The 23053-nt window shown below is 29.5% G+C and carries 22 protein-coding genes, 1 tRNA gene, 1 riboswitch and 1 other annotated feature; of the genes, 20 read left to right on the top strand and 3 right to left on the bottom strand.

Features of this window, described 5'->3' with window-relative positions:
- Positions 1-295 precede the first annotated feature (295 nt).
- From Q326_RS0108135 to thiD, 16 genes are all read left to right on the top strand, one after another.
- Positions 296-2614: a tetratricopeptide repeat protein gene (locus Q326_RS0108135; RefSeq protein ID WP_026894932.1), complete on the top strand. Its 2319-nt coding sequence runs from the start codon at positions 296-298 to the stop codon at positions 2612-2614.
- A 223-nt stretch (positions 2615-2837) separates the two neighbouring features.
- Positions 2838-3785: a calcium/sodium antiporter gene (locus tag Q326_RS0108130; RefSeq protein WP_026894931.1), complete on the top strand. Its 948-nt coding sequence runs from the start codon at positions 2838-2840 to the stop codon at positions 3783-3785.
- Between the two features lie 153 nt (positions 3786-3938).
- Positions 3939-4355, top strand: a complete 417-nt coding sequence (locus Q326_RS0108125; protein ID WP_026894930.1) for a hypothetical protein — start codon at positions 3939-3941, stop codon at positions 4353-4355.
- Positions 4356-4470: 115 nt separating this feature from the next.
- Entirely contained in the window at positions 4471-4992 is a 522-nt protein-coding gene (locus Q326_RS0108120) for a transcription repressor NadR (RefSeq protein ID WP_026894929.1), read from the top strand.
- Between the two features lie 66 nt (positions 4993-5058).
- Positions 5059-6078 carry a PTS sugar transporter subunit IIC gene (locus Q326_RS0108115; protein ID WP_026894928.1) on the top strand — a complete coding sequence of 340 codons (1020 nt, stop codon included), beginning with the start codon at positions 5059-5061 and terminating at the stop codon, positions 6076-6078.
- A gap of 174 nt (positions 6079-6252) precedes the next feature.
- Positions 6253-6738 carry an RNA polymerase sigma factor SigV gene (gene sigV / locus Q326_RS0108110; protein WP_026894927.1) on the top strand — a complete coding sequence of 162 codons (486 nt, stop codon included), beginning with the start codon at positions 6253-6255 and terminating at the stop codon, positions 6736-6738.
- Between the two features lie 11 nt (positions 6739-6749).
- Positions 6750-7628 (top strand): anti-sigma-V factor RsiV, encoded by an 879-nt coding sequence (gene rsiV / locus Q326_RS0108105; protein ID WP_026894926.1) that lies wholly within the window; start codon positions 6750-6752, stop codon positions 7626-7628.
- Between the two features lie 218 nt (positions 7629-7846).
- Complete coding sequence (locus Q326_RS0108100) at positions 7847-8542, top strand: hypothetical protein (protein WP_026894925.1); 696 nt, start codon at positions 7847-7849, stop codon at positions 8540-8542.
- A 92-nt stretch (positions 8543-8634) separates the two neighbouring features.
- Positions 8635-9303: a PAQR family membrane homeostasis protein TrhA gene (gene trhA / locus Q326_RS0108095; RefSeq protein WP_205687661.1), complete on the top strand. Its 669-nt coding sequence runs from the start codon at positions 8635-8637 to the stop codon at positions 9301-9303.
- A 141-nt stretch (positions 9304-9444) separates the two neighbouring features.
- The gene (locus Q326_RS0108090; RefSeq protein ID WP_026894923.1) at positions 9445-12264 is read left to right on the top strand and encodes a UPF0182 family membrane protein; all 2820 of its coding nucleotides are present in this window, start codon (positions 9445-9447) and stop codon (positions 12262-12264) included.
- Positions 12265-12314: 50 nt separating this feature from the next.
- Positions 12315-12515: a binding site (T-box leader), on the top strand.
- 89 nt (positions 12516-12604) lie between these two features.
- Entirely contained in the window at positions 12605-13882 is a 1278-nt protein-coding gene (gene serS, locus Q326_RS0108085) for a serine--tRNA ligase (protein WP_026894922.1), read from the top strand.
- A gap of 196 nt (positions 13883-14078) precedes the next feature.
- Positions 14079-14155 (top strand) — tRNA-Arg (locus tag Q326_RS0108080).
- 29 nt (positions 14156-14184) lie between these two features.
- Positions 14185-14634 (top strand): tRNA adenosine(34) deaminase TadA, encoded by a 450-nt coding sequence (gene tadA, locus Q326_RS0108075; RefSeq protein WP_026894921.1) that lies wholly within the window; start codon positions 14185-14187, stop codon positions 14632-14634.
- Positions 14635-14789: 155 nt separating this feature from the next.
- On the top strand, positions 14790-15869 hold the full coding sequence (locus Q326_RS0108070; protein ID WP_245592074.1) for an alanine/ornithine racemase family PLP-dependent enzyme: 1080 nt from the start codon (positions 14790-14792) through the stop codon (positions 15867-15869).
- 54 nt (positions 15870-15923) lie between these two features.
- Positions 15924-16034, top strand: a riboswitch (TPP riboswitch).
- Positions 16035-16114: 80 nt separating this feature from the next.
- On the top strand, positions 16115-16606 hold the full coding sequence (gene thiW, locus Q326_RS0108065) for an energy coupling factor transporter S component ThiW (RefSeq protein ID WP_026894919.1): 492 nt from the start codon (positions 16115-16117) through the stop codon (positions 16604-16606).
- Positions 16607-16619: 13 nt separating this feature from the next.
- A complete protein-coding gene (gene thiD, locus Q326_RS0108060) occupies positions 16620-17423 on the top strand; it encodes a bifunctional hydroxymethylpyrimidine kinase/phosphomethylpyrimidine kinase (protein WP_026894918.1) in 804 nt (267 codons plus the stop codon).
- 35 nt (positions 17424-17458) lie between these two features.
- Here the strand turns inward: thiD and Q326_RS0108055 are convergent, their stop codons facing one another.
- From Q326_RS0108055 to Q326_RS0108045, 3 genes are all read right to left on the bottom strand, one after another.
- A complete protein-coding gene (locus Q326_RS0108055; RefSeq protein ID WP_026894917.1) occupies positions 17459-18157 on the bottom strand; it encodes an LrgB family protein in 699 nt (232 codons plus the stop codon).
- Positions 18154-18507, bottom strand: coding sequence for a CidA/LrgA family protein (locus Q326_RS0108050; RefSeq protein ID WP_026894916.1), 354 nt, complete (start codon positions 18505-18507; stop codon positions 18154-18156). Before Q326_RS0108050 ends, Q326_RS0108055 begins: the two co-directional genes overlap by 4 nt.
- A gap of 154 nt (positions 18508-18661) precedes the next feature.
- Positions 18662-18862 carry a hypothetical protein gene (locus Q326_RS0108045; protein ID WP_026894915.1) on the bottom strand — a complete coding sequence of 67 codons (201 nt, stop codon included), beginning with the start codon at positions 18860-18862 and terminating at the stop codon, positions 18662-18664.
- Positions 18863-19084: 222 nt separating this feature from the next.
- Between Q326_RS0108045 and Q326_RS0108040 the strand changes: the two genes are divergently transcribed.
- The 4 genes from Q326_RS0108040 (at position 19085) to Q326_RS0108025 (ending at position 22925) form a co-directional block, all read left to right on the top strand.
- A complete protein-coding gene (locus tag Q326_RS0108040; protein WP_026894914.1) occupies positions 19085-19774 on the top strand; it encodes a TVP38/TMEM64 family protein in 690 nt (229 codons plus the stop codon).
- Between the two features lie 71 nt (positions 19775-19845).
- Positions 19846-20484: a peroxiredoxin gene (locus Q326_RS0108035; protein WP_026894913.1), complete on the top strand. Its 639-nt coding sequence runs from the start codon at positions 19846-19848 to the stop codon at positions 20482-20484.
- A 126-nt stretch (positions 20485-20610) separates the two neighbouring features.
- On the top strand, positions 20611-22329 hold the full coding sequence (locus Q326_RS0108030; protein ID WP_026894912.1) for a S41 family peptidase: 1719 nt from the start codon (positions 20611-20613) through the stop codon (positions 22327-22329).
- A gap of 89 nt (positions 22330-22418) precedes the next feature.
- Positions 22419-22925 (top strand): type 1 glutamine amidotransferase domain-containing protein, encoded by a 507-nt coding sequence (locus tag Q326_RS0108025; RefSeq protein ID WP_026894911.1) that lies wholly within the window; start codon positions 22419-22421, stop codon positions 22923-22925.
- Positions 22926-23053: the final 128 nt, after the last annotated feature.

Here is a 23053-nt window from a genome sequence, read left to right as displayed (position 1 = left end):
AGTTAGTGGTTATTATTTAGTAGTTAGTGGTTGGTGATAGAAATCTTGCAGATTTCATCATTGGACTGGGAACTATTAACTAATACCTACTAACTTTTTTATTTTTCACAATGAAATCTAATGAAATTTAAAGGTATCTATATAGTACAGGAGGAAATACATATAAAGATATATATAATATGTAATAGAGAAGTAATATGTCTATAAAAAATATTATATACAAATGAAAATACAATAAAAATAGGATTAAAAATGGGAAGGAAATATATTATAATATATATTGAAGGAGGAAAATATGAAATATATGAGATTAAAGAAAAAAACCATATTAGAAATAATGCTAATAATAGTAATTCTTTTTGGTTCATTCTATTTTTTAAAAGACAATATTATATATGGTATAGGAAAAGTATATAGTTTTATGGGTAAAGAGGATTTAGCTAATGTATATTATAATAAAGTAATAGAGAGATATCCAGAAAAGGATATGGCTATAAAATCTGCAATAAGTCAGATAAAGGATATATTAAAGCATGAAGATTTAGGATATTTTCGTAATAGAATAGTTATCAATTCCTTTGGTTCTTCAACGAAAGGTAGTGGCGATGTATTTTATGGAAGTTTGGAAGATATAAATGCAAAATATAATAAAATAAAACAAAACTATCCTCAAAATATATTGTTAGATGAATATACTCTAGTAGTATCCATGATGAATTGGTTTGGTGGAGAAGGAGATAAAGCCATATCTATGCTTGAAGATATGGAAAAAATAAAAAATAATGAATTAGAGGATATAAAGAGATTAAATTTAGCGGCAATGTATATGAATTCTGGTGAAATCAATAAAGGAAGAGAAATACTTATCAAAGATATAAATAAAAAAGATAAATATGAATATTTGAGAAGAGATATGTTGTCTTTTATATACTTTATGGATAAAGAATATATGAGTTTTTATGAATATAAAGTAGAAGAAATATTACAAATAAATAAAATAAAATCTTTATATATAGAGCCTATTAAAGATATTACTGATGCAGTAAGCGATATGGATAGATATATAAAAGATGAAAAAGATAAAAATAAGATTGATAATATAGTAAATGGTAGAATTACTATGGATAAAAAACCATTACCCTATACCATGGTATATTTAAAAGATGTTAAAGACATGGGTATGGACTCGGGATTTATAGAGTATAGTGATATATATATGGATATAACCAATGAGAATGGAGAATTTTCTATAGAAAATGTACCTAAGGGTCAATATACATTATCAGTAAGTGTTGATTGGCAAAGGGCAAAAGGAAAGCAGTTCAATATAAAAAATAATATGATAAGAGTAGATGAAAAGAATACTGAATTAGGGAATATAAGTTTTTTTGAATCCATAAAAGATGTAAATATAACCGAATTAGAAGATGGAAAGATTAAATTCCAATGGAATTATTTTAAAGATAAGGATATAGAGAAATATATTATATATCTAGGAGAAGTAAGAAAATTAGAAGATGGAAGTGAAAGGGCAATATTTTCATATATGTCTAAAGAAATTGATGGCAATTCTTTTATATTGGATATAGAAAAAGAGAAAAGAAATGCAATGATAGGATTTTTTTCCTATGGTTCCGATGGAGTAGATCCTTATTATATATTGGAGCCTTTATATCACAAAGGAGAGTATGCCTATAAAATAGTGGGATATAGTGGCAGTAATATAGTATCAGATAATTTAGGTCTCTATTCAAATAGATCATATGACAAGGTATATATAGATGGTAATGAGTGGACAGAAGCCGATAGACTTGTCTTAGATGGTAATATAGACAAGGCAATAGAATTATATGAATCAGAGGTAGATAAGGATAAAGGAAATATACATGCGTTAAAGCCTTTAGCAGCTCTGTATTATAATGGATGGAAATATGACGAAAACACTCAAGAACTCAAAGGTAATGACTATATAAAGGCTAAAAAATATCTACAGCTTTTAGATATAGAAATAGGACCTAATGATACAATAAATAATAGATTAGCATATATTTACCAATACAATAATGAGTATGATAAGGCATTGGAATTTTATCAGGATTTAGCTAAAAATGGTTACCTATATCACTATTCTAGTATTGCAGATATATATTTATATAAGGGAAATTGGGATAAGGCTATTTATTATTATAATAAATATTATAATAATAATGGAGGAAATAGTGGTATTACCGATCTAATGATGATATATATTTTAAAAAATGATATTAATGCACTTGAAGATATAGGCAATAAATATAGTATTAGGTATTATTATGCAGATTATAATGATGTAATAAAAAAATATATACAAACTTATGATGCTGAAGAATTTTCAGATTTCTTTAAAAAGATAAATGATGGTGAAATAGATGAAGCTGAGAAATTATTACAGGATAATAAAGATGATATATCAAAATTTTATAGAGGCATCATGATATTGCAAGACGATATATCATATGAAGAAAAAGAAGATAGATATACAGAAATATATAATTTAGTGAAAGATTCAAATATAAAGATGTTTATGAAGTATTTGGGAAAATCAGGACTCAATACAGGATTTGGTGATAGATAGAGTATTGATTTTTATTGAAAATGTTATAGTATTGTGATATGATTTATTTAGTGCTAAAGGGGAGTAGCTATGACATATAGTCATAAATAGGGTCAACATCATGACTTAGGTCTGGTCCTATTTATATTAGAATATTCTAATAGAGCGAGACTTTTAGCTTGGTAAAGGACATCTTTACTGGGCTAAAAGTCTCGTTTTTATTTTTAGAGAGGAGATAAATATCATGGAATATATAATTTTAATCTTAGGTTTTATATTTTTAATAAAGGGAGCAGATTTTTTTGTAGATGGTGCATCGTCCTTTGCAAAAATATTCAATGTACCTATGATTTTAATAGGTCTTACCATAGTAGCATTTGGGACAAGCGCACCAGAAGCAGCTGTAAGTATAAGTGCAGTATTAAAGGGTTCTAATAACATAGCTGTAGGGAATATAATAGGCTCTAGTATATTTAATATCCTCGTGGTAGTAGGTATATCAGCAATAATAAAGCCCATAAACATTAATACGAAGACAATATCAAAGGAATTTCCATTTTTATTACTATCTTTAATAGTATTTTATATACTGATATCTGATATTTCTCTTCAAGGGGATACTATCAATATGTTGTCAAAGGGAGATGGTATGATATTATTGGCACTGTTTATGGTGTTTGTATATTATCTTATTGAAATGGCTGTAACCGATAAGAATGCCTTTGAAGATGACATAAAAGGATTCTCAATGTCTAAAAGTGTTATATTAACTGTTATAGGATTAGTTGGCATAGTTATAGGAGGAAATATGGTAGTTGATTCCAGTAGCAAAATAGCCATGAATTTTGGTATGGGGGAAACTCTAGTAGGGCTTACAATAGTAGCTTTAGGAACATCTTTGCCTGAGTTGGTAACGTCTATAGTAGCAGCATATAAAGGAGAAAATGAAATAGCTATAGGAAATGTAATAGGGTCTAATATATTTAATATGTTACTAATTTTAGGCATAACATCTATTATTAAGCCTATTTATATAGAGAGTAAAATATTTTTTGATATGTCTTATTTATTGGGAGCAACTGTACTCACATATATACTTATAATAAAAGAAAAAAAAGCTACAAGATATAGTGGAATTGTAATGTCTATTTTTTATATAGGATATGTAGGGTATATAATTATGAGAAACTAGAATATATATAATAGAAAATATATATTCTAATCGTGATATTGTATACTAAATTTGGGTATATAGATAACATAACGAAAAATCAGAAAATTATGAAGGATTTTATTGAAGCTACATAGAAAGGATATATATAATAATGAATTGGAGGGGTTGGAAATGGTTAAATTTATTTGTGGAGAGAAAGGAACAGGAAAGTCTAAAAAACTTATTGTTATGGCCAATGAACATAGAGAAAATATAAATGGTGATATTGTGTTCATTGAAGCTGGACAAAAACATATGTTTGACCTTCATCGTAATATAAGATTTATTAATGCCATGGAATTCGATATAGAAGATATTGAATCTTTCCATGGCTTTTTATGTGGAGTTATAGCTAATAATTATGATATAGAAAAGGTTTTCGTAGATGGTTTGTATGAAATTTTTGATTTAGATTTTAAAATATATCCAGAACTAATAAACAAGCTAGAAAAAATAAGTGATAGATTTAACACCGATTTTATTTTAACCATGAGTAATAATCCCAAAGATGTACCAGAAGAATTAAGAAAATATATTTTGAAGCAATAGATAGTAATTAGTGGTTAATAGTTAGTAGTCTAATGATGAAATCCATAGGATTTCTGCCATGAACTACTAACTATTATTATTTTTTGTTATAATAAATAATAGGTGGTGATTTTATATGGATGCTAAGGAGAGAAGAAATGAAATATTAAGAACACTTATAAACACTGATAACCCTATAAAGGGTATTGATATAGCCAATATATTTGATGTGAGTCGTCAAGTAATAGTACAGGATATTGCAATATTGAGAGCAAAGGGAGAAGATATAATAGCTACACCTCAGGGGTATTTGATTGTTAAGAAAAGTAATAAAAAGTTACTAAAGGCTATAGTTTCAAAACATCAAGGCTATGATGAAATAGAAGATGAATTAACTACAATAGTAGACTTAGGGGGAAAGATAATCGATGTAATAGTTGAACATCCATTATATGGAGAAATTAAAAGTCCCCTTATGATAGGTTCCAGATTAGATGTAAAATCTTTTATGGAAAAAATAAAAGAAGTTCAGGCAGAACCCTTGTCTTCATTGACCGATGGTGTGCATATACATACCATAGAAGTTCCCAGTGAAGAAGTCTTTCAACAAATAAAAATAAGATTAAAAGAAAAAAAATACTTGATTGATATCAAATAAAATGATATATTTTTTTATATACAGGTGACAAGACATAAGTAAAGACAAAAAGAAAGGAAGAGGAATATGTCAGATAAAAACACAAATATCAAGTCATATTTTATTAAAATGTTAAATGGCATGGCTTTAGGACTATTTTCATCTCTTATAATTGGACTTATATTGAAACAGATAGGAACTTTGTTTAATTTGCAATCAGTTATTGTATTTGGTAAAGTAGCTCAATATATGATGGGTCCTGCAATAGGTGCAGGTGTTGCCTATAGTTTGGGAGCTTCTCCATTGGGTATATTTGCATCTATTATTACTGGAGCTATAGGGGCAAATACTGTAGTATTTCAAGAAGGAATAGTTATACTTAATATAGGGGAACCTGTTGGTGCTTTAATAGCTGCATGGGTTGGAACATTAGCTTCTAAATTAATACAAGGAAAAACTAAGGTTGATATAGTACTAGTACCAGCAGGCACTATATTGATTGGAGGAATTGTGGGAAATTATATCGGGCCAGTAGTAGCTGAAGTAATGACTATATTTGGAATGATGATAAACAGAGCTACAGAGCTTCATAGAGTACCAATGGGGATACTAGTATCCGTTATTATGGGAATAACATTGACATTGCCCATAAGTAGTGCAGCGTTGGCTATCTCTTTAAAATTAGATGGATTAGCAGCAGGGGCAGCCACTATAGGATGTGCAGCACAGATGATAGGATTCGCAGTAGCTAGTTACAGAGAGAATAGATTTGGAGGTCTTATATCTCAAGGGTTAGGAACATCTATGCTTCAGATACCTAATATAATAAAAAATCCTAAGGTTTGGATACCATCCATAATTACATCGGCTATATTAGGACCAATATCTACAGTAATATTTAAAATGGAAAATAACAAAATTGGGGCAGGAATGGGTACAAGTGGGCTTGTTGGACAATTTGGAACGGTAGAAGTAATGGGAAGTAATGGTATTTTAGGTATAGTGTTATTACATTTTATACTACCAGCTATAATAACATTATTTATATCTGAATATATGAGAAGGAAAAATTGGATAAAAGATGGAGATATGAAATTATTAGATTAGAGAAATAGTTAATAGGTAATAGTTAGTAGTTAGTAGTTTAGTGATGAAATCCTATGGATTTTATCATTAACTATTAACTTTTTTTCTTTTAAATTAAAACTTTTTCGTATATTCAATCGTCTTAATAGTGTAGGCACATTTAAGATACGTATCTGAAAAGGAGTTATAGTAAATATGACAAAAAAAGAAATTGAAAAAGCAATAAAAGAATATATTCTAAAAGATAAAGAAAATTACTATAGGCTAGCATATAGTTATGTAAAGAACCAACATGATGCTTTGGATATTGTCCAAGAGTCAATTTATAAGGCTATGATGTCCATGAACACTCTTAAGAATCCAAAGCATGTTAAAACATGGTTTTGGAGAATAGTAGTCAATACATCATTAGATTTTTTAAAAAAGAATAAAAGAATAAATTTAGTAGATGAAGAAACACTGGAATTTTATAGTGATGGGGAAGGTGATAGATATAAAGATTTTGACTTGGAAGATGCTCTAAATAAATTACCACCTAATTATCGGAATATAATAATTCTTAGATATTTTGAAGATTTGAAGATAGAAGAAGTTGCAGAGGTATTAGAAGAAAATATAAATACTGTAAAGACCAGATTATATTCTGCGCTAAAAAAATTACGAATTAGTATTGAAGATTAGGAGGTAAAAATATGAATGATAAAAAGCTTAAAGAGATAAAACAAAAGTATAAAGATATACCTATTCCAGATGAATTGGATTTTATAGTTAAGAAAAGCATAAAAGATGGAGGTAAAAAATATATGAAACGTAAAAATAGATTTAGATGGATAGCTTTAATTGCAGGAATGACAACAATATTTACTATTGGGATAAATTCAAGTGTAACAATTGCAAATGCATTGTCAGAGGTGCCAATAATAAATGGTTTAGTCAAGGTGTTAACCTTTAGAGAATATAGTATAGATGAGGAAGGATTTAATGCTGATATAAAGGTACCAGCTGTAGAAGGGTTAGAGAATAAAGATTTAGAGGAGAGTTTAAATGAAAAATATATAGAAGAAAACAAGAAATTGTATGAAGAGTTTACTGATGAGATGGAGAAAATGAAGGAAAAAAATTCTAAAAATTTAGGAGTAAGCAGTGGATATGAAGTTAAAACAGACAATGAAAAAATTATATCCATAGCAAGATATGTAGTAATGACTGCAGGTTCTTCTTATGAACAAATAAAATATGATACCATAGATAAAGAAAATGAAATTTTACTTACATTGCCTAGTCTATTTAAAGACGATAGTTATATTGATGTAATCAGTGAAAATATTAAAACTCAAATGGAAAAAGCAATGAAGTCAGATACTGGAAAGGTATATTTTATTGAAGAAGACGATATGGATCCATTTAATAAGATAGATAAAGAGCAAAGTTTCTATATAAATAATGATGGGAAGCTGGTTATTTCTTTTAATGAATATGAAGTGGCACCTGGTTATATGGGTGTAGTGGAGTTTGTAATTCCAACTAATGTAATATCAGATATATTAGTAAGTGATGAATATATTAAATAAGTAAGTATTGTAGAGACAGTTAGTAGTTATTTAGTTAGTAGCTAGTAGTTTATGGTAGAAATCCTATGGATTTCATCGTTAGACTACTAACTACGAACTATTAACTACTAACTGTTTTTTTTGTCAACAATCTTAATGAAATAATGCTTAGTTTTTTTATGAAAACTTTAATTAACATGTTATAATATGAATGTTAAATATTAGAGAGGAGTGATTAAATGATAAAGGATAATAAGATTAGAGGATATATTTTCCTTTTAATATTAATACTGAATATACTTTTAATGGCATCTACAAACAATAATAGTACTCCTTTTATAGATAGAATTTACTATTTTATTGGTATACCATCATGGAGTGGCAATGGTAATGGATTACATTATACTGGATTTTTATCTTTATTTATAATAATTATATGTGGTATAGGTATAAAGATAAATTGGCAGAAGGTATATCCTAAAATATCTAGATATATAATATTTTTTATAATGGGAGTAATGATACTCACTTTTACGGCATTTAATAAAGGAGAAAAACTTTATAAGTACTTTCAAGGAGATTTAAATAGTATATATTGTTATAAAGATGATATAGAGTTGTCGTATGAGAAAAAAGATGGTGATGACAAAATATACATAGAGTGCATAATACCTGTTAAGAATTATAGCAATGAAGATTTAGAGTTTGGAATTTCCATAGAAAATTTTTCAGAGGTTAAAGAGGACAAATTAGTGACTACAAATTTATCTGGCAAAGAGATTATTGGATTGGATCCAAAGGAAATGAAATTATTAAAATTAAAGGCAGTTGGAACAACCTTTGAAAAAGATTCCAGTGGAAGTGGATGGTATAGTTCTTTTAATTTTACAATATATAATAATAATGAGAAAGTGGAGTTTCTTTTAGATAATTAGATTTGTATATTAAAGAATATCATTCAGTTTATGGTAAACTATTATTAAATAGGATATACTATATATAAGAACTTTATTAAGGAGATGTTTTTTTGAATAATGTATATAAAGATATAAAAGGAACAAAAAGGTATTCAATAAAAGAAGAAATAGCAAATAGTATAACCCATGGTATAGGGTTCATATTCAGTGTTGTTGCATTAACTATTTTATTGATATATGCAATTTATGAAAAAAACACTGTCTCCATTGTGAGTTTCAGTATATATGGAGGTTGTTCCATATTTTTATATTTATTTTCAACTTTATACCATAGTATACAAAAAGAGAAGGCAAAAAAGGTTTTAAGGATATTTGATCATTCATCTATATTTTTATTTATAGCAGGGACATATACTCCAGTAGCATTGATTTCATTAGAGGGTTATTGGAGAATTGGCATTTTAACTGCTGTATGGAGTATAGCTATTTTAGGTATTTTATTTAAAATCATTACATTTAATAAATATGAAAAGCATAAAAAATTTTCACTATTTCTGTATATATTAATGGGATGGATAGTTATAATAGCTGTAAAACCTATGTTACAGGCATTACCAATGAATTTTTTCATGTGGTTATTGGCGGGAGGATTGGTATATACTTTAGGTACTATATTTTATGCTATTAAAAAGATACCTTATAATCATGCTATATGGCACTTATTTGTATTGGCAGGGACAGTTTTACATTTTTGTGGTATCTTTATATATCTTAGATAGAACAATATAAGGGAATACATGGTTTAAAAAGCTAAAAATGGGGTAGTATAATGAAAGAAAACGATTATACTGCCTTTTTTTATCTATATATGATAAAATGAAGTACTTAGACTTTTCGAAATATTGAAAGGAGATGTTTCTTTGAGAAAGAAAAGGGGTTACATAGTAGCTGTAGTTTTAATATTATTCCTAATTTTAGCAAATTCGTTTACTACTATAATAAATTTTATAACGGACTATAAGTGGTTTAAAGAATTGGGATATACAAAGACATTTTTAACTAAAATTTTAACACAATTGAAGATAGGAATTCCCACATTTGTAATAATTTTCGGGATTATATATTCATATATAATGTTTATCAAAAAGAGATATTATAAGAAATCAAATATTAATCCACCAAAGGATGGGGAAAAACGACTTAATTTAGTATTTGGTTTAGCAACAGCATTGATTTCACTTTTTGTATCTACGGTATTTTCTAGTAATTTGTGGTTCACAATACTTCAATTTATTAATGGAACTAATTTTAATTTAAAAGATCCTATATTTAGTAAAGATTTATCTTTCTATATGTTTAGACTGCCTTTATTTAAAGAGGTAGCCAGTTTGTTATTTTTAGTTATAATAATGATGATAATACTTACTGTTGGTCTATATATGGTTATGTTTACATTTAGAAGATCTTCTCAGAGTACTTTTGACAATGAAAATATATTTGATATGAATGGTAGACCAATAGGTAAAAATATAAACACTATTTTAAATAAAAAGGCATTCAAAAATGCATTATTTCAAATTGGTATACTAGGATTTTTAGTTTTTATAATTGTTGCTATTAATTATTTTCTCAACACCTATGAATTATTGTATTCTCCTAGAGGAGTTGCATATGGAGCCAGTTTTACCGATGTACATGTAACTCTATGGGTATATAGAATCATGACTGTAGTAGCAATTATTTCAGCTATAGGATTTTTATTAGGTATTATGAAGAAGGATATAAAAAAGGCATTGATAGGACCTGTGGTTCTTATAGCTATATCTATTATAGGCAATGTAGGTAGTGGTATTGTTCAAAAATTTATAGTTGAACCCGATGAGATATCAAAGGAACAAAAATATTTAGAATATAACATAGAGTATACTCAGAATGCATACGGGTTAAATGAAGTGGAACAGAAGCAATTTCCTGTTAGTCAAGATTTGACTAAAGAAGATTTAATAGAAAATCAAGATACGGTAAATAATATTAGAATAAACGATTATAGACCTATAATACAAGTATATAATCAATTGCAAGCTATAAGACTATACTATTCATTTAATAATGTGGATATAGACAGATACAATATTGATGGAAAATATACTCAAGTGTTTTTATCTGCCAGGGAATTAGACCAAAAGAATTTACAGACGAAGACCTGGATTAATAAACATCTAAAGTATACACATGGATATGGAATGGTATTATCCCCAGTCAATGCGGTGACATCTGATGGTCAGCCTGAACTGTTGGTTAGAAATATCCCACCAGTTACTGATGTTAATTTGGATATAAAAAGGCCTGAGATATATTTTGGAGAATCAACCAATGATTATATCATAACAAATACTGATGAGATGGAGTTCGATTATCCTCAAGGCTCAGACAATAAGCAGACCATTTATGAAGGAGATGCAGGGATAGAGCTTGGAGGTATAAATAAACTACTATATGCAATAAAGCAAAAAAGTTTTAAAATTCTCATATCTAATAATGTAAATACTGATAGTAGGATTGTATTATATAGGAATATAAATCAGAGAATAAGGAAGATAGCACCTTTTATTGAGTATGATGAAAATCCTTATCTTGTATTGAATCAAGATGATGGAAAATTATATTGGATTATAGATGGATATACGGTAAGTGATAAATATCCTTATTCAGAGCCTTTTGCTAAAGAATCAAGTTTAAACTATATAAGAAATTCTGTAAAAGTGGTAGTAGATGCATATAATGGTACTGTAAAATATTATGTATTTGATGAAAAAGATCCTATTATACAGACATATAGAAAAATATTCCCTGATTTATTCTTAGATAAATCAGAAATGCCAAAGGGTATAATGTCACATACAAGATACCCCAATCTGTTATTTAATATTCAGGCAGAGGTATATAGGACTTATCATGTAGATAATCCTATGGTATTTTATAATGAAGAAGACTTTTGGGATATAGCACAAGAAAAATATATGGAATCTATACAGTATGTAGAACCTACTTATTTAATGTTTAAACTTCCTGGAGAGGATAAAGTTGAGTTTTTACTTACAGTACCATATACTCCTAAGACTAAGCCAAATATGACATCCTTATTTGTGGCTAGAAACGATGGAGAAGACTATGGAAGATTATTTATTTATAAATTTCCTAAAGGAAAGACTATAGATGGACCGATGATGATAGAATCTAGAATAGACCAAAATACCGATATATCTCAGCAATTAACTCTATGGAGTCAAAAGGGCTCTGCTGTATTGAGGGGTAATGTAATAATAGTACCAATTGAAAATTCTTTATTATATGTAGAACCTATCTATCTTCAAGCAGATAATGAAAATAGTCTTCCAGAAATGAAGAGAGTAATAGTATCATTTAAGGATAAGATAGTAATGGAAAGAAATTTAGATGAGGCATTAATTAAAATATTTGGTGCAACTGAGGAAGATATTGACCAAGCTGAACAAGATCAGGATACTGATATAGATATAGAAGATCAAGATGTAAATAATCTTGTTAAAAAGGCAAATGAATTATTTAATAATGCAAAGAGAGCATCTCAAGATGGAAATTGGTCAGAGTATGGTAGATATATAGAAGAATTAGAGGGCGTTTTAAAACAATTAAACAATAATGTTGGCGTAGATGTAAATTATGAACAAAACTTAGAAGAAGATATAGAAGTACAATAGCTCTTGAAATATATTAATAATTGTGCTACAATTACTGATAATTAAATAATAAGTATGTGAAGAAGGGAAGTAGTAGATAAATAGATTATTTATAGAGAGCTGATATTTGGTGAAAATCAGTATAATCTTTTGTCGAATCCGTCCTGGAGCAGTTTACTATAAAAGTAAACCCGAATATCGGTTAAAATATTTTAAGAGAGCCAATTAGGCTAATTAGGGTGGCAACGCGGGAAAAGCCTCTCGTCCCTTATGATGTAGGGATGGGAGGTTTTTTAATATTTTTTGTGTTTGTGATAAATATGATTGAAAAATAAATTATATAGAGGGAGTGTAGATAAAAATGTTGGATATTAAAAGAGTAAGAAATAATCCAGAGGGGATAAAAGAGGGATTAAATGCTAGGGGACAGGATTATTCTCAACAGGTAGATAAGGTAATGGCTTTTGATCAGAAAAGAAGAGATCTTTTAAAAAAGGTTGAAGAAATGAAGGCCGAGCAAAACAAAGTCTCTAAAAGTATTCCTAAATTAAAGAAAGAGGGTAAAGATATTTCAGATATATTGGCAGAGATGAAAAAATTATCTCAACAGATAAAGGATATGGATGTAGAAGTAAAAGAAATAGAGATAGAACTGAAAAATACCCTTTTGGGAATACCAAATGTCCCAAACCCTAATATTAAAGTGGGATTAAGTGATGAAGACAATAAAGAGATTAGAAAATGGGGAGAACCGAGGGAATTTGACTTTGACAAGAAGCCCCATTGGGATGTGGGAAGTGATTTAGATATATTAGATTTTGAAAGGGCTGCTAAGCTCACAGGTTCAAGGTTTTCATTATATAAGGGCAAAGGTGCTCTTTTAGAGAGGGCATTGATAAACTTCATGCTTAACATCCATACTATTGAACATGGATATACAGAGATATTGCCACCATTTATGGTTAATAGGAATTCAATGATTGGAACAGGACAATTACCTAAATTTGAAGACGATATGTTTGGATTAAGTGGGGTTGATTATTTCCTTATACCCACAGCAGAAGTGCCTGTTACAAATATCCATAGAGATGAGATATTAGATGAGAGGGATTTACCTAAATACTTTACTGCATATACACCTTGTTTTAGAAGGGAAGCAGGTTCTGCCGGTAGAGATACCAGGGGACTCATTAGGAATCATCAATTCAATAAAGTAGAACTAGTAAAGTTAGCAAATCCAAAGAATTCTTACGAAGAGTTGGAAAAACTAACTAATAATGCAGAAAAAATATTGCAATTATTAGGATTGCCATATAGAGTAGTTGAACTTTGCACAGGAGACGTAGGATTTTCTTCAGCAAAAACTTATGACCTAGAGGTATGGATGCCTAGTTATGATAGGTATGTAGAGATATCTTCTTGTAGTAATTTTGAAGATTTTCAGGCTAGAAGGGCAAATATAAGATATAGAGATAGTGAAACAGGAAATACAGAATATGTTCATACTTTAAATGGTTCAGGTGTTGCAGTTGGAAGGACTACAGCAGCTATATTGGAAAATTATCAACAAAAGGATGGATCAGTGACAATACCAGAGGTTTTAAGACCATTTATGGGAGGATTAGAAAAGATAGATTAGAGGGGCATTTATGCCCCTAGTCTAATGATGAAGGTATATTTATGACAAAAACATAAAACAGTTAGTAGTTTAAGAATGAAGTCCATAGAATTTCCATCATCAACTACTAGCTGTTTTATATACCTTATTTCTGATAGCATCTGAGATCCTTGACAAAACAATCAAAATATTGTAGTATATATAAGTGATTTATTGTGCACCTATAGCTCAGTAGGATAGAGCAGTGCCCTCCTAAGGCATGTGCCGGGGGTTCGAATCCTCCTAGGTGCACCATTTTTATTTTTTGACAGGTTGATGATAGTATGGATAGTTATTTTATGGGATTGGCTCTAAAAGAAGCTATAAAGGCAAAGGAAATTTTAGAAGTTCCAGTTGGGGCAGTTATAGTAAGAGCTGGAGAAGTAATATCCTCTGGATATAATAAAAGGGAATTGTTAAATGATCCGACGGCCCATGCAGAGATGATTGCCATAAGAAAAGCTGCTGATATTTTAGGAGGTTGGCGGCTTATAGGTTGTACTATGTATGTTACATTGGAACCATGTCCCATGTGTGCTGGAGCCATAGTAAATTCTAGGATAGAAAGATTGGTAATAGGGGCTAAAGATAAGAAAAGGGGAGCCTGTGGTTCTGTAATGAATATAGTTCAAAACCAGTATTTGAATCATAATGTTGAAGTTTTATTTGGCGTATTGGAAGAAAAAAGCTCTTTAATGTTAAAGGAATTTTTTAAAAATTTAAGAAAAAAATAGATATAAAGAAGTTAGTAGTTGGTAGCCAGTAGTTAACTACTAACTTTTTTATGTCTTTATTATAATTATATATTTGTACTATTGTTGGCCTGTATTTCACTATGGTATAATTTTTATAAGGGGATAGTTAAAAACCAAAAAGGAGATGAGGGATATTGGGAAAAATTATTTATCCAAGGATAGAAATAAATATAGGAAAAATAAGAGAAAACACAGAATATGTTGTGGATTATTGTGGTAAAAAGGGTATTGAGATCATGGGAATAAGTAAGGGCATATGTGCTATGCCTCAATTGGTCGAGGCAATGGTGGAAGGTGGTATAAGGAAAATTGGTGATTCAAGAATTCAGAATATAGTGAATATGGTAGAATATGGCATAAATGCCCAGATGTATCTTATAAGGATTCCCATGCTATGCGAGATAGATGATCTGGTTAAATATACACTTGGTAGTTTAAATTCAGAATTAGATACTATAAAAGCTATATCTGAGTCAGCAAAGATGCAGAACAAGATCCATAATGTCATATTAATGGTAGATGTTGGTGATTTAAGAGAGGGTGTTTGGCCCGATAAAGTACTAGATATAGTGGGTGAGATAATAAAACTACCTAATATAAAATTAGAAGGTTTAGGAGCTAATGTAGGATGTTATGGAGGGGTACTTCCCACATATGAAAATACTAAAATACTTGTAGACCTAGCTAATGATATAGAAAAAGAGTATGGACTTAATATAGAAACTATATCTGGAGGAAGTACTTTGACATTGGATATTCTAGAGAAAGGTGAAATTGCAAAAGGTATCACACAATTTAGAATAGGTGAGGCAATCCTTCTGGGAAGAGATACGACGAATTTTAGAATAGTACCTGGAACCATACAAGATACTGTAAAATTAAAGGCTCAAGTGATAGAGGTTAAAACGAAACCATCTGTACCTATAGGCAAGATAGGTAGAGATGCCTTTGGAAATATACCTAATCATAAGGATATGGGAAATATAAAGAGGGCTATAGTAGCAGTGGGGAAACAAGATTGTAGGATTGAAGCCCTTACTCCTGTAGACGAAGATATAGAGATAATGGGAGGGAGTAGTGACCATTTGTTATTGAATATTTCCAACGCAAAATACGATGTAAATGTAGGAGATATAGTAGAATTTGATGTGTTTTATAGTGCTATGTTAAGCCTTATGACATCAAAGTATGTAAATAGGTCAATAGTAGGTTGACAAAAGGTTGAATATGGAAAATTATTGTGATATCATCTAATTATAAAAGAATAATTTATGTGCTAGGGGGGCTGGAAAGGCCAGCTGAGATAGAGACCCAAAAAAGTCTTTGACCCTTAACCTGATCTGGATAATGCCAGCGTAGGGAAGTGAAAACTTATGTTATTTATAGGCATAAATCCTCATGGTTTGAGATTTGTGTCTTTTTTTATATGCCCTTAGTACATAAAAATTAGGGGGTTTATATGGATATAAAAAAGATTACACTATCATCATTATTGGTAGCTATGGGAACTATTACAGGACATATTATTTATATACCAGTTGGAATAGCTAAATGCTTTCCAGTCCAGCATACCATAAATGTAGTATCAGCAGTATTATTGGGACCATGGTATGCATTGGCCAATGCTTTTTTAATATCAGTTTTAAGAAATATACTTGGTACAGGTTCCCTTTTGGCTTTTCCAGGTAGTATGATAGGAGCATTTATTGCTGGTATAACTTATATGATTAAAGGAGAAAGGGCATACGCTGTTATGGGAGAAATATTAGGAACAGGCATAATAGGCGGGATATTAGCATTTCCTATAGCAAAATTTATACTGGGTAAAGAAGTAGCAGCACTATTTTTTGTAACTCCCTTTATGGTAAGTACTATTGGAGGGAGTATTATAGGATATATGGTACTTAAAATAATAGATACTAATAAAGCTATAACTAAAATCAATGGATAGGGAGGTAGTAAGCATGAAAAAGGTACTTACTATAGCAGGTTCAGATAGTAGTGGTGGGGCAGGGATACAGGCAGATTTAAAAACATTTTCTGCCCATGGCACATTTGGAATGAGTATAATAACTGCAGTTACAGCTCAGAACACCCAAGGGGTATTTGCAGTACAAGATATCACTCCTGATATTATAAAGGAGCAGATAAAGGCAATTTTTGAGGACATATCAGTAGATGGATTAAAGATAGGTATGGTATCTCAAATAGAGACCATAGAGACTATAGCAGATGGTTTGAAATATTATAATCCTAAAAATATAGTTTTAGATCCAGTTATGGTGTCCAAAAGTGGATTTCATCTGTTAAAGACGGAAGCGGAAAATACTTTGATAGATAAGTTATTGCCATTGGCTACTATAATAACTCCCAATATACCTGAAGCAGAAGTCATAACAAAACTTAAGATTCAACGGCTAGAGGATATGGAATTAGCTGCTAAGAAGATATATAATATGGGCACTAAAAATGTTTTAATTAAAGGAGGACATCTAGATGGTGAGGCAATAGATGTATTATTTAATGGTAGCGAATTTAAATATTTTAATGCGAAGAGGATAAATACTAAAAACACCCATGGTACTGGGTGCACATTGTCAGCAGCTATAGCATCTAATCTAGCTAAGGGTTATGGGATAGAAAAGTCTGTACTCAATGCTAAAGAATACATAACTACAGCTATAGAGCATTCATTATCTATCGGAAAGGGAGTAGGCCCTACTAATCATTTTTATACACTTTATAAAAAGGCAGGTATGCTTAAATAGATATTTTATTTTCAGTATATAATCTGGTCATATAATTAAATCAGTGAAAATATCTTAATTAATAATGGAGCTATTAAAACGGTTATTACAGCTGAAATACCTATAGAAAGACCGCTCATGGCTCCTTCAGTTTCTCCCATCTCCAATGCCTTTGATGTGCCAAGGGCATGAGATGCGGTACCCATAGCTAATCCACGAGCGATACCATTATGAATATTTAATATTTTAAATACAAAGGGTGCTATTATGGCACCAGTAATTCCAGTAGTTATAATAAGCATAACAGTTATTGAAGGGATACCACCTATATTTTCAGACAATACCATTCCCACTGGTGTGGTTATAGATTTTGGTATTAGGGATAGCACTAATCTTTTATCTAATTTAAACAATATAGCTAAAGATATAACACTTATAATTGAAGCTATAACTCCTGAAAATATACCTATAAAAATCGTATGAATATGCTTTTTTAGTAACTCCATCTGTTTATATAATGGAACAGCTAGTATAACTGTGGCAGGGCCCAAGAAAAAAGAGATTATTTCGCCACCTTTATTAAATTTTTCAAAGGGTATATTAAATCCAACTAATAAAGCAATTATTAATGATATACTTATTAATAATGGGTTAAATAGAGAAATTTTAGTTTTTTTATAAATATATAAGCTCAATTGAAATGTCAATATAGAAAGTAATATACCAAAAGCAGGACTATCTAATAAGGGACTCATTTGTTCTTCCTCCATTTAATCATATTTTCTACTATTAATCCTGTAATTCCCATAACTATAAATGTAGTCAGTAAAGTTATAATTAGAAGAGATAACCAAGCATCCTTCAAGACACCTATTGAGCCTATCAATGCTACGCCTGCAGGTATAAAAAAGAAGGCTAGATTATTTAATAAAAAATCTGATGAAATTTTCAAATCTTCAATTTTAATAATTTTAGTATTTAATAAAATAAAAAGTATAATCATACCTAAAACAGTTCCAGGTATAGGTAAATTGGTCCAATAAGATATTAACTCTCCTATCTGCCATATGCCCACTATTATACCAAATTGTAATAATATATTCATGATTCACCTCTAGTTTACATAATGAACTTTTCTAAGATTTCTTTTAATAGAATAACAAATTTGTATGACTAAATCAACAGAATACATATTTATATTTAAATAAAATGAAAATAAAAATTCCCCAAAAGGTAATGGGGATACTAAAGTCTAAATATTATATCAATTGCTCTGGTTTTACACCCTTTATATCCCATATAGGGCCTATAATGGGTATATTATATTTAAGATTTATATCAATCTTTTTATTAGTCTTTAAGGTTTTTAGAATAAATACCTTTATACCTTGAAACTCATATTTGTTATACATATTAGTATCAGGGATACTGGATGATGAGCTAATACTTAGCTCCTTCATTGTACCTGTTCAACCACAACTTATAGTCTTAATAGATATTTTTAAATTATATTCTTTTTTCTTAAAAAATTTAATGCTTTTTCATTTAAAAAAATCATTTTATCACCTCCATACCCTAAAGGGGTATATATAAATAATATTATATCTGGGATAGATTGTCAATAAAAAGAATATGTATATAAAAAATGGGTCTATGTATATCATATATAGGGGGATAGCATTATGAAGAAGAATTATTTTTATAAAGTAATTATAATAATAATTTTGATCATAATAGTATTACTTTTAATAAAAGATGATGTTTCTGAAGCATTAACTATGAAAAATTTTAATAAATATAAGACGATAATAGTTGAGTATGCCGACTCAAGACCTTTATTTTCTGCACTTATTTATATATGCATAAATACATTATTTGTAGCATTAGGAGTACCTGTATTCATATTTTCAGCTATGATTTCAGGTTTTTTATTTGGGATGTTTAAAGGTCTAATATTTGCAGATATATCTGTAGTAATGGGTTCCACTATAACCTATATTTGCTCTAGATATCTGCTGAAAGATTATTTACAGACAAAAAAATTAAAATATATAGAAAAATTAACAGAAGAAATGGCTGAAAATGGGAAATTTTATCTTCTAACAGTGAGACTTATACCTATATTTCCATTTATATCTATAAGTATATTTTCTGCTATTACAATGGTGCCCCTACCAATTTTTATTGTAACTACAGCTATAGGAATAATACCTGAGACTTTCATATGTGTATATACGGGAATAAATATGGCCTCTGTGAATTCTATGGAAAGTATATTTACTACAAAGGTGATAATTGCATTTTTATTGATGGGTATTATGTCTATTGTTCCAGTGATAGTAAAAAAGTTAAAAAATAAAAGGGAGTTATAGTATTCACCATATATATAGCTGTTAGAATATACTATATATGAGGAAATAGCTAATAGGTGGTGTGAATTAGTATGAGTAAAGATATTAATTGTCTTAAAATAGGTATGAAGGCTCCAAATTTTAGTGCAGATACAACATTTGGCCCTATTAAATTTTCTGATTTTAAAGGAAAATGGGTGGTATTCTTTTCCCATCCTGGAGATTTTACTCCTGTGTGCACTACAGAATTTCTATCATTTGCCAGATATTATCCATATTTTAAAAAGAGAAATGTTGAGCTTTTAGGATTGAGCATAGATAGCAATCCTTCTCATTTAGCCTGGGTATACAATATATACCGCAATACTGGAATAGAGATCCCATTTCCTATTGTAGCTGACAGGGATGGTAGTATATCTAGATTATATGGCATGATATCTCCAGATGTTAGTGATAAGGAAACAGTTAGAAATGTATTCATAATAGATGAAAAGCAGATTATAAGGGCCATATTGATCTATCCATTGACCAATGGTAGAAACATATCTGAAATATTAAGATTAGTAGATGCATTACAAATTTCAGATAAAGATAAGGTTGCTACTCCAGCAAATTGGATGCCAGGTCAAAGAGTAGTTGTACCTCCTCCAAAGACATATAAAGAGCTGAAAAAGAGAATAAATTGTCCTGGTGATTTACAGTGTATAGATTGGTATTTATGTTTTAAATAGGCAGATAAAATAGGGACTACAAGTCCCGTTTTATCTTTCTTTTTTGATGCGTTAAATCTTGTTTTAACTCTGTATAAATGATAGCATATATAGTATAAATATATGCTATTAGAAGGGGGTTTTGATATGAAAAGAATCGCGGCTATGTTCATGGTTGTCATTATGCTTATTGCCTGTTTGGGAACAGATTTAGCGTTAGCAGAAAGTAAAGATAAATTAAGTACAACTGAAATGAAAGCAGATTTAGACTATTTAATAGATACATTAAAGTCTGTACATACTTCAACTATAGAAGGCTTTAATAAAGTTCAAAAAAATAAGATAGAAGATGCATACGATAAAATAGAAAGACCTCTTACTAAAGATGAATTTTTTTTCGTAGTTAACGATATAATAACGTCGTTAAATGATGCCCATACAGTATTGGAACTAAATAAAGAGGATACAAGATGGATAGATATGCCTTTTGTATGGACTGAGGAAGGGATGATTGTAACAGAGGATACAGATAAACTATCTAGGGGAGATAAGATTCTCTCCATAGGTAAAAAAACAGAAAAAGAACTATATGTTGAGGTAAATAGAATAATACCTGCCGAAAATATATATTGGAAAAGAAATATGGCCAGATTATATCTGACTAATGAATTAATATTGGACAATTTAAAACTTATTAAGGATGATAAGGTAAGTATAAAATTAGAGAGAAGCAAGAGAATAATCAATGAAGAATTACCACTAATCTCTATGGAAAATATAGTAGATAAAAATAAACAGAGAAATGCCTATGGATGGCATCTAGAAGAAGAAAATTCTTTAGCTATTTTTTATATCGATAAATGCATATATAATAAAAAATATGAAGAAACAGTAAGGGATTTTTTTACAGCAGTAAGCAAAAATGATATAGAAAATATAGGTATAGATTTAAGGAGAAATTCAGGAGGAGATAGTAAAGCTATAGAAATCTTCTTAAAATATTTAGATATAGACAAATATGATGGTTTTAGTACTCAAATAAGGTATTCAAAACAGGCTAAAGAAAAAATAGGATATACCAAGACATCGGGATATTATATAGAGAAGTTTAAAGATATAAAAAATACTAATGTGGATGATAAAAGTCTAATATATGAAGATGATATATATATCCTTACATCACCTGATACCTTTAGCACTGGAAATTTATTTGCATTATTATTTAGAGATAATAAATTGGCAGAAATCTTAGGAGAACCCACTGGGAATGCTACTACTGTTTATGGTAGTGTACTAGAATTTAAATTAGCAAATAGTGGGTACAAATTTACTGTTCCCCATAAGAAATTGATAAGACCAGACGAATCCAAGGGATATAAGGATTCTGTATACCCTGATATATCAGTATATACTAAAAGAAAAGATATAATAGATGGTATTGACTCTCAAATGGAAAAGTTAAGGAGTTTGGCTAGTAAAGATGGTCCAAATGAGTATATAAAAATATTATTAGATGAAAAAGATGTAACAGTTAAAAGTACATTTTCTAAGAAGAACATAATTATGTCTTCTAAGCCTAAAATTATAAATGGAAGTACATTAATAGATATCGAGGGATTAAAAAAGATTACAGATATAGAAGTGAATATAACTAAGGATAAAATAAAAATAGAGAATAAAGATTCAGAAATTATTCTTATAAAGGGGTCTAAAGGAGCATTGATAAATAGTGAATGGGAAAATTTAGTCCAAGGTCCTACAGAAATAGATGGGGTATTATTAGTTCCTTTAAGATCAATAGCAGAAGGATTGGGATACAATATAAAATGGAATGGAGTTCAAAGAAAAATATTACTTATAAAATAGGTGTGATAAAATTTTAAAAATCAATGTTTCACAAAATTATAGAAGTGGTAATTATATTATAAAGTAAAAAAATTAAAGGGAGTGATTTTGTGAGAAAGGTAGCTATTTTGGTTGAGAATATTTATGAAGATATGGAATTACAATATCCATTATTTAGATTGAGAGAGGAAGGATTTCAAGTAGATTTAATAGGCACTGAAAAAGGGGTAGTATATAAAGGAAAGAAAGGATATCCTGCTAAAAGTGATCTTGCATCTAATGAAATAAGTGCAGATGATTATGATGCAGTAATAATTCCTGGAGGATATTCACCTGATCATATGAGGAGATGTCCAGCAACAGTAGATTTTGTAAGGAATATGGATAAGAAAGAGAAGGTTATAGCAGCAATATGCCATGGACCTTGGATGATGGCATCCTGTTGTGATTTAAAAGGTAAAAAATTAACAGCCTTTTTTTCAATAAAAGATGATTTAGTTAATGCAGGTGGAGTATTTGTTGATGAAGAAGTCGTTATAGATGGTCACTTGATAACATCTAGAACACCTAAAGACTTAATACCATTTACTAAGGCTATAATAAATAAATTAAAATAAGAAATTGAGATTTTTGAGTACTTTGTTCTTAGCTCTTAGAAAAAATTTGTAGTTAATAGGAAATTATAGAAATTAGATATTGTTTAAATATGTAAAAATGGGAGAAAATAGAATTGCTAAGGTCTATA

This window comes from Clostridiisalibacter paucivorans DSM 22131 (genome assembly GCF_000620125.1).
GTDB lineage: Bacteria > Bacillota > Clostridia > Tissierellales > Clostridiisalibacteraceae > Clostridiisalibacter > Clostridiisalibacter paucivorans.
Note: the sequence above shows the minus strand (reverse complement) of the source record. Positions and strands in the feature narration are given on the sequence as shown.

Coding starts and splice junctions, on each gene's coding strand:
- Q326_RS0108135 (WP_026894932.1), top strand. CDS start 296: ATGAAATATATGAGATTAAAGAAAAAAACCATATTAGAAATAATGCTA.
- Q326_RS0108130 (WP_026894931.1), top strand. CDS start 2,838: ATGGAATATATAATTTTAATCTTAGGTTTTATATTTTTAATAAAGGGA.
- Q326_RS0108125 (WP_026894930.1), top strand. CDS start 3,939: ATGGTTAAATTTATTTGTGGAGAGAAAGGAACAGGAAAGTCTAAAAAA.
- Q326_RS0108120 (WP_026894929.1), top strand. CDS start 4,471: ATGGATGCTAAGGAGAGAAGAAATGAAATATTAAGAACACTTATAAAC.
- Q326_RS0108115 (WP_026894928.1), top strand. CDS start 5,059: ATGTCAGATAAAAACACAAATATCAAGTCATATTTTATTAAAATGTTA.
- sigV (WP_026894927.1), top strand. CDS start 6,253: ATGACAAAAAAAGAAATTGAAAAAGCAATAAAAGAATATATTCTAAAA.
- rsiV (WP_026894926.1), top strand. CDS start 6,750: ATGAATGATAAAAAGCTTAAAGAGATAAAACAAAAGTATAAAGATATA.
- Q326_RS0108100 (WP_026894925.1), top strand. CDS start 7,847: ATGATAAAGGATAATAAGATTAGAGGATATATTTTCCTTTTAATATTA.
- serS (WP_026894922.1), top strand. CDS start 12,605: ATGTTGGATATTAAAAGAGTAAGAAATAATCCAGAGGGGATAAAAGAG.
- tadA (WP_026894921.1), top strand. CDS start 14,185: ATGGATAGTTATTTTATGGGATTGGCTCTAAAAGAAGCTATAAAGGCA.
- thiW (WP_026894919.1), top strand. CDS start 16,115: ATGGATATAAAAAAGATTACACTATCATCATTATTGGTAGCTATGGGA.
- thiD (WP_026894918.1), top strand. CDS start 16,620: ATGAAAAAGGTACTTACTATAGCAGGTTCAGATAGTAGTGGTGGGGCA.
- Q326_RS0108055 (WP_026894917.1), bottom strand. CDS start 18,157: ATGAGTCCCTTATTAGATAGTCCTGCTTTTGGTATATTACTTTCTATA.
- Q326_RS0108050 (WP_026894916.1), bottom strand. CDS start 18,507: ATGAATATATTATTACAATTTGGTATAATAGTGGGCATATGGCAGATA.
- Q326_RS0108045 (WP_026894915.1), bottom strand. CDS start 18,862: ATGAAGGAGCTAAGTATTAGCTCATCATCCAGTATCCCTGATACTAAT.
- Q326_RS0108040 (WP_026894914.1), top strand. CDS start 19,085: ATGAAGAAGAATTATTTTTATAAAGTAATTATAATAATAATTTTGATC.
- Q326_RS0108035 (WP_026894913.1), top strand. CDS start 19,846: ATGAGTAAAGATATTAATTGTCTTAAAATAGGTATGAAGGCTCCAAAT.
- Q326_RS0108030 (WP_026894912.1), top strand. CDS start 20,611: ATGAAAAGAATCGCGGCTATGTTCATGGTTGTCATTATGCTTATTGCC.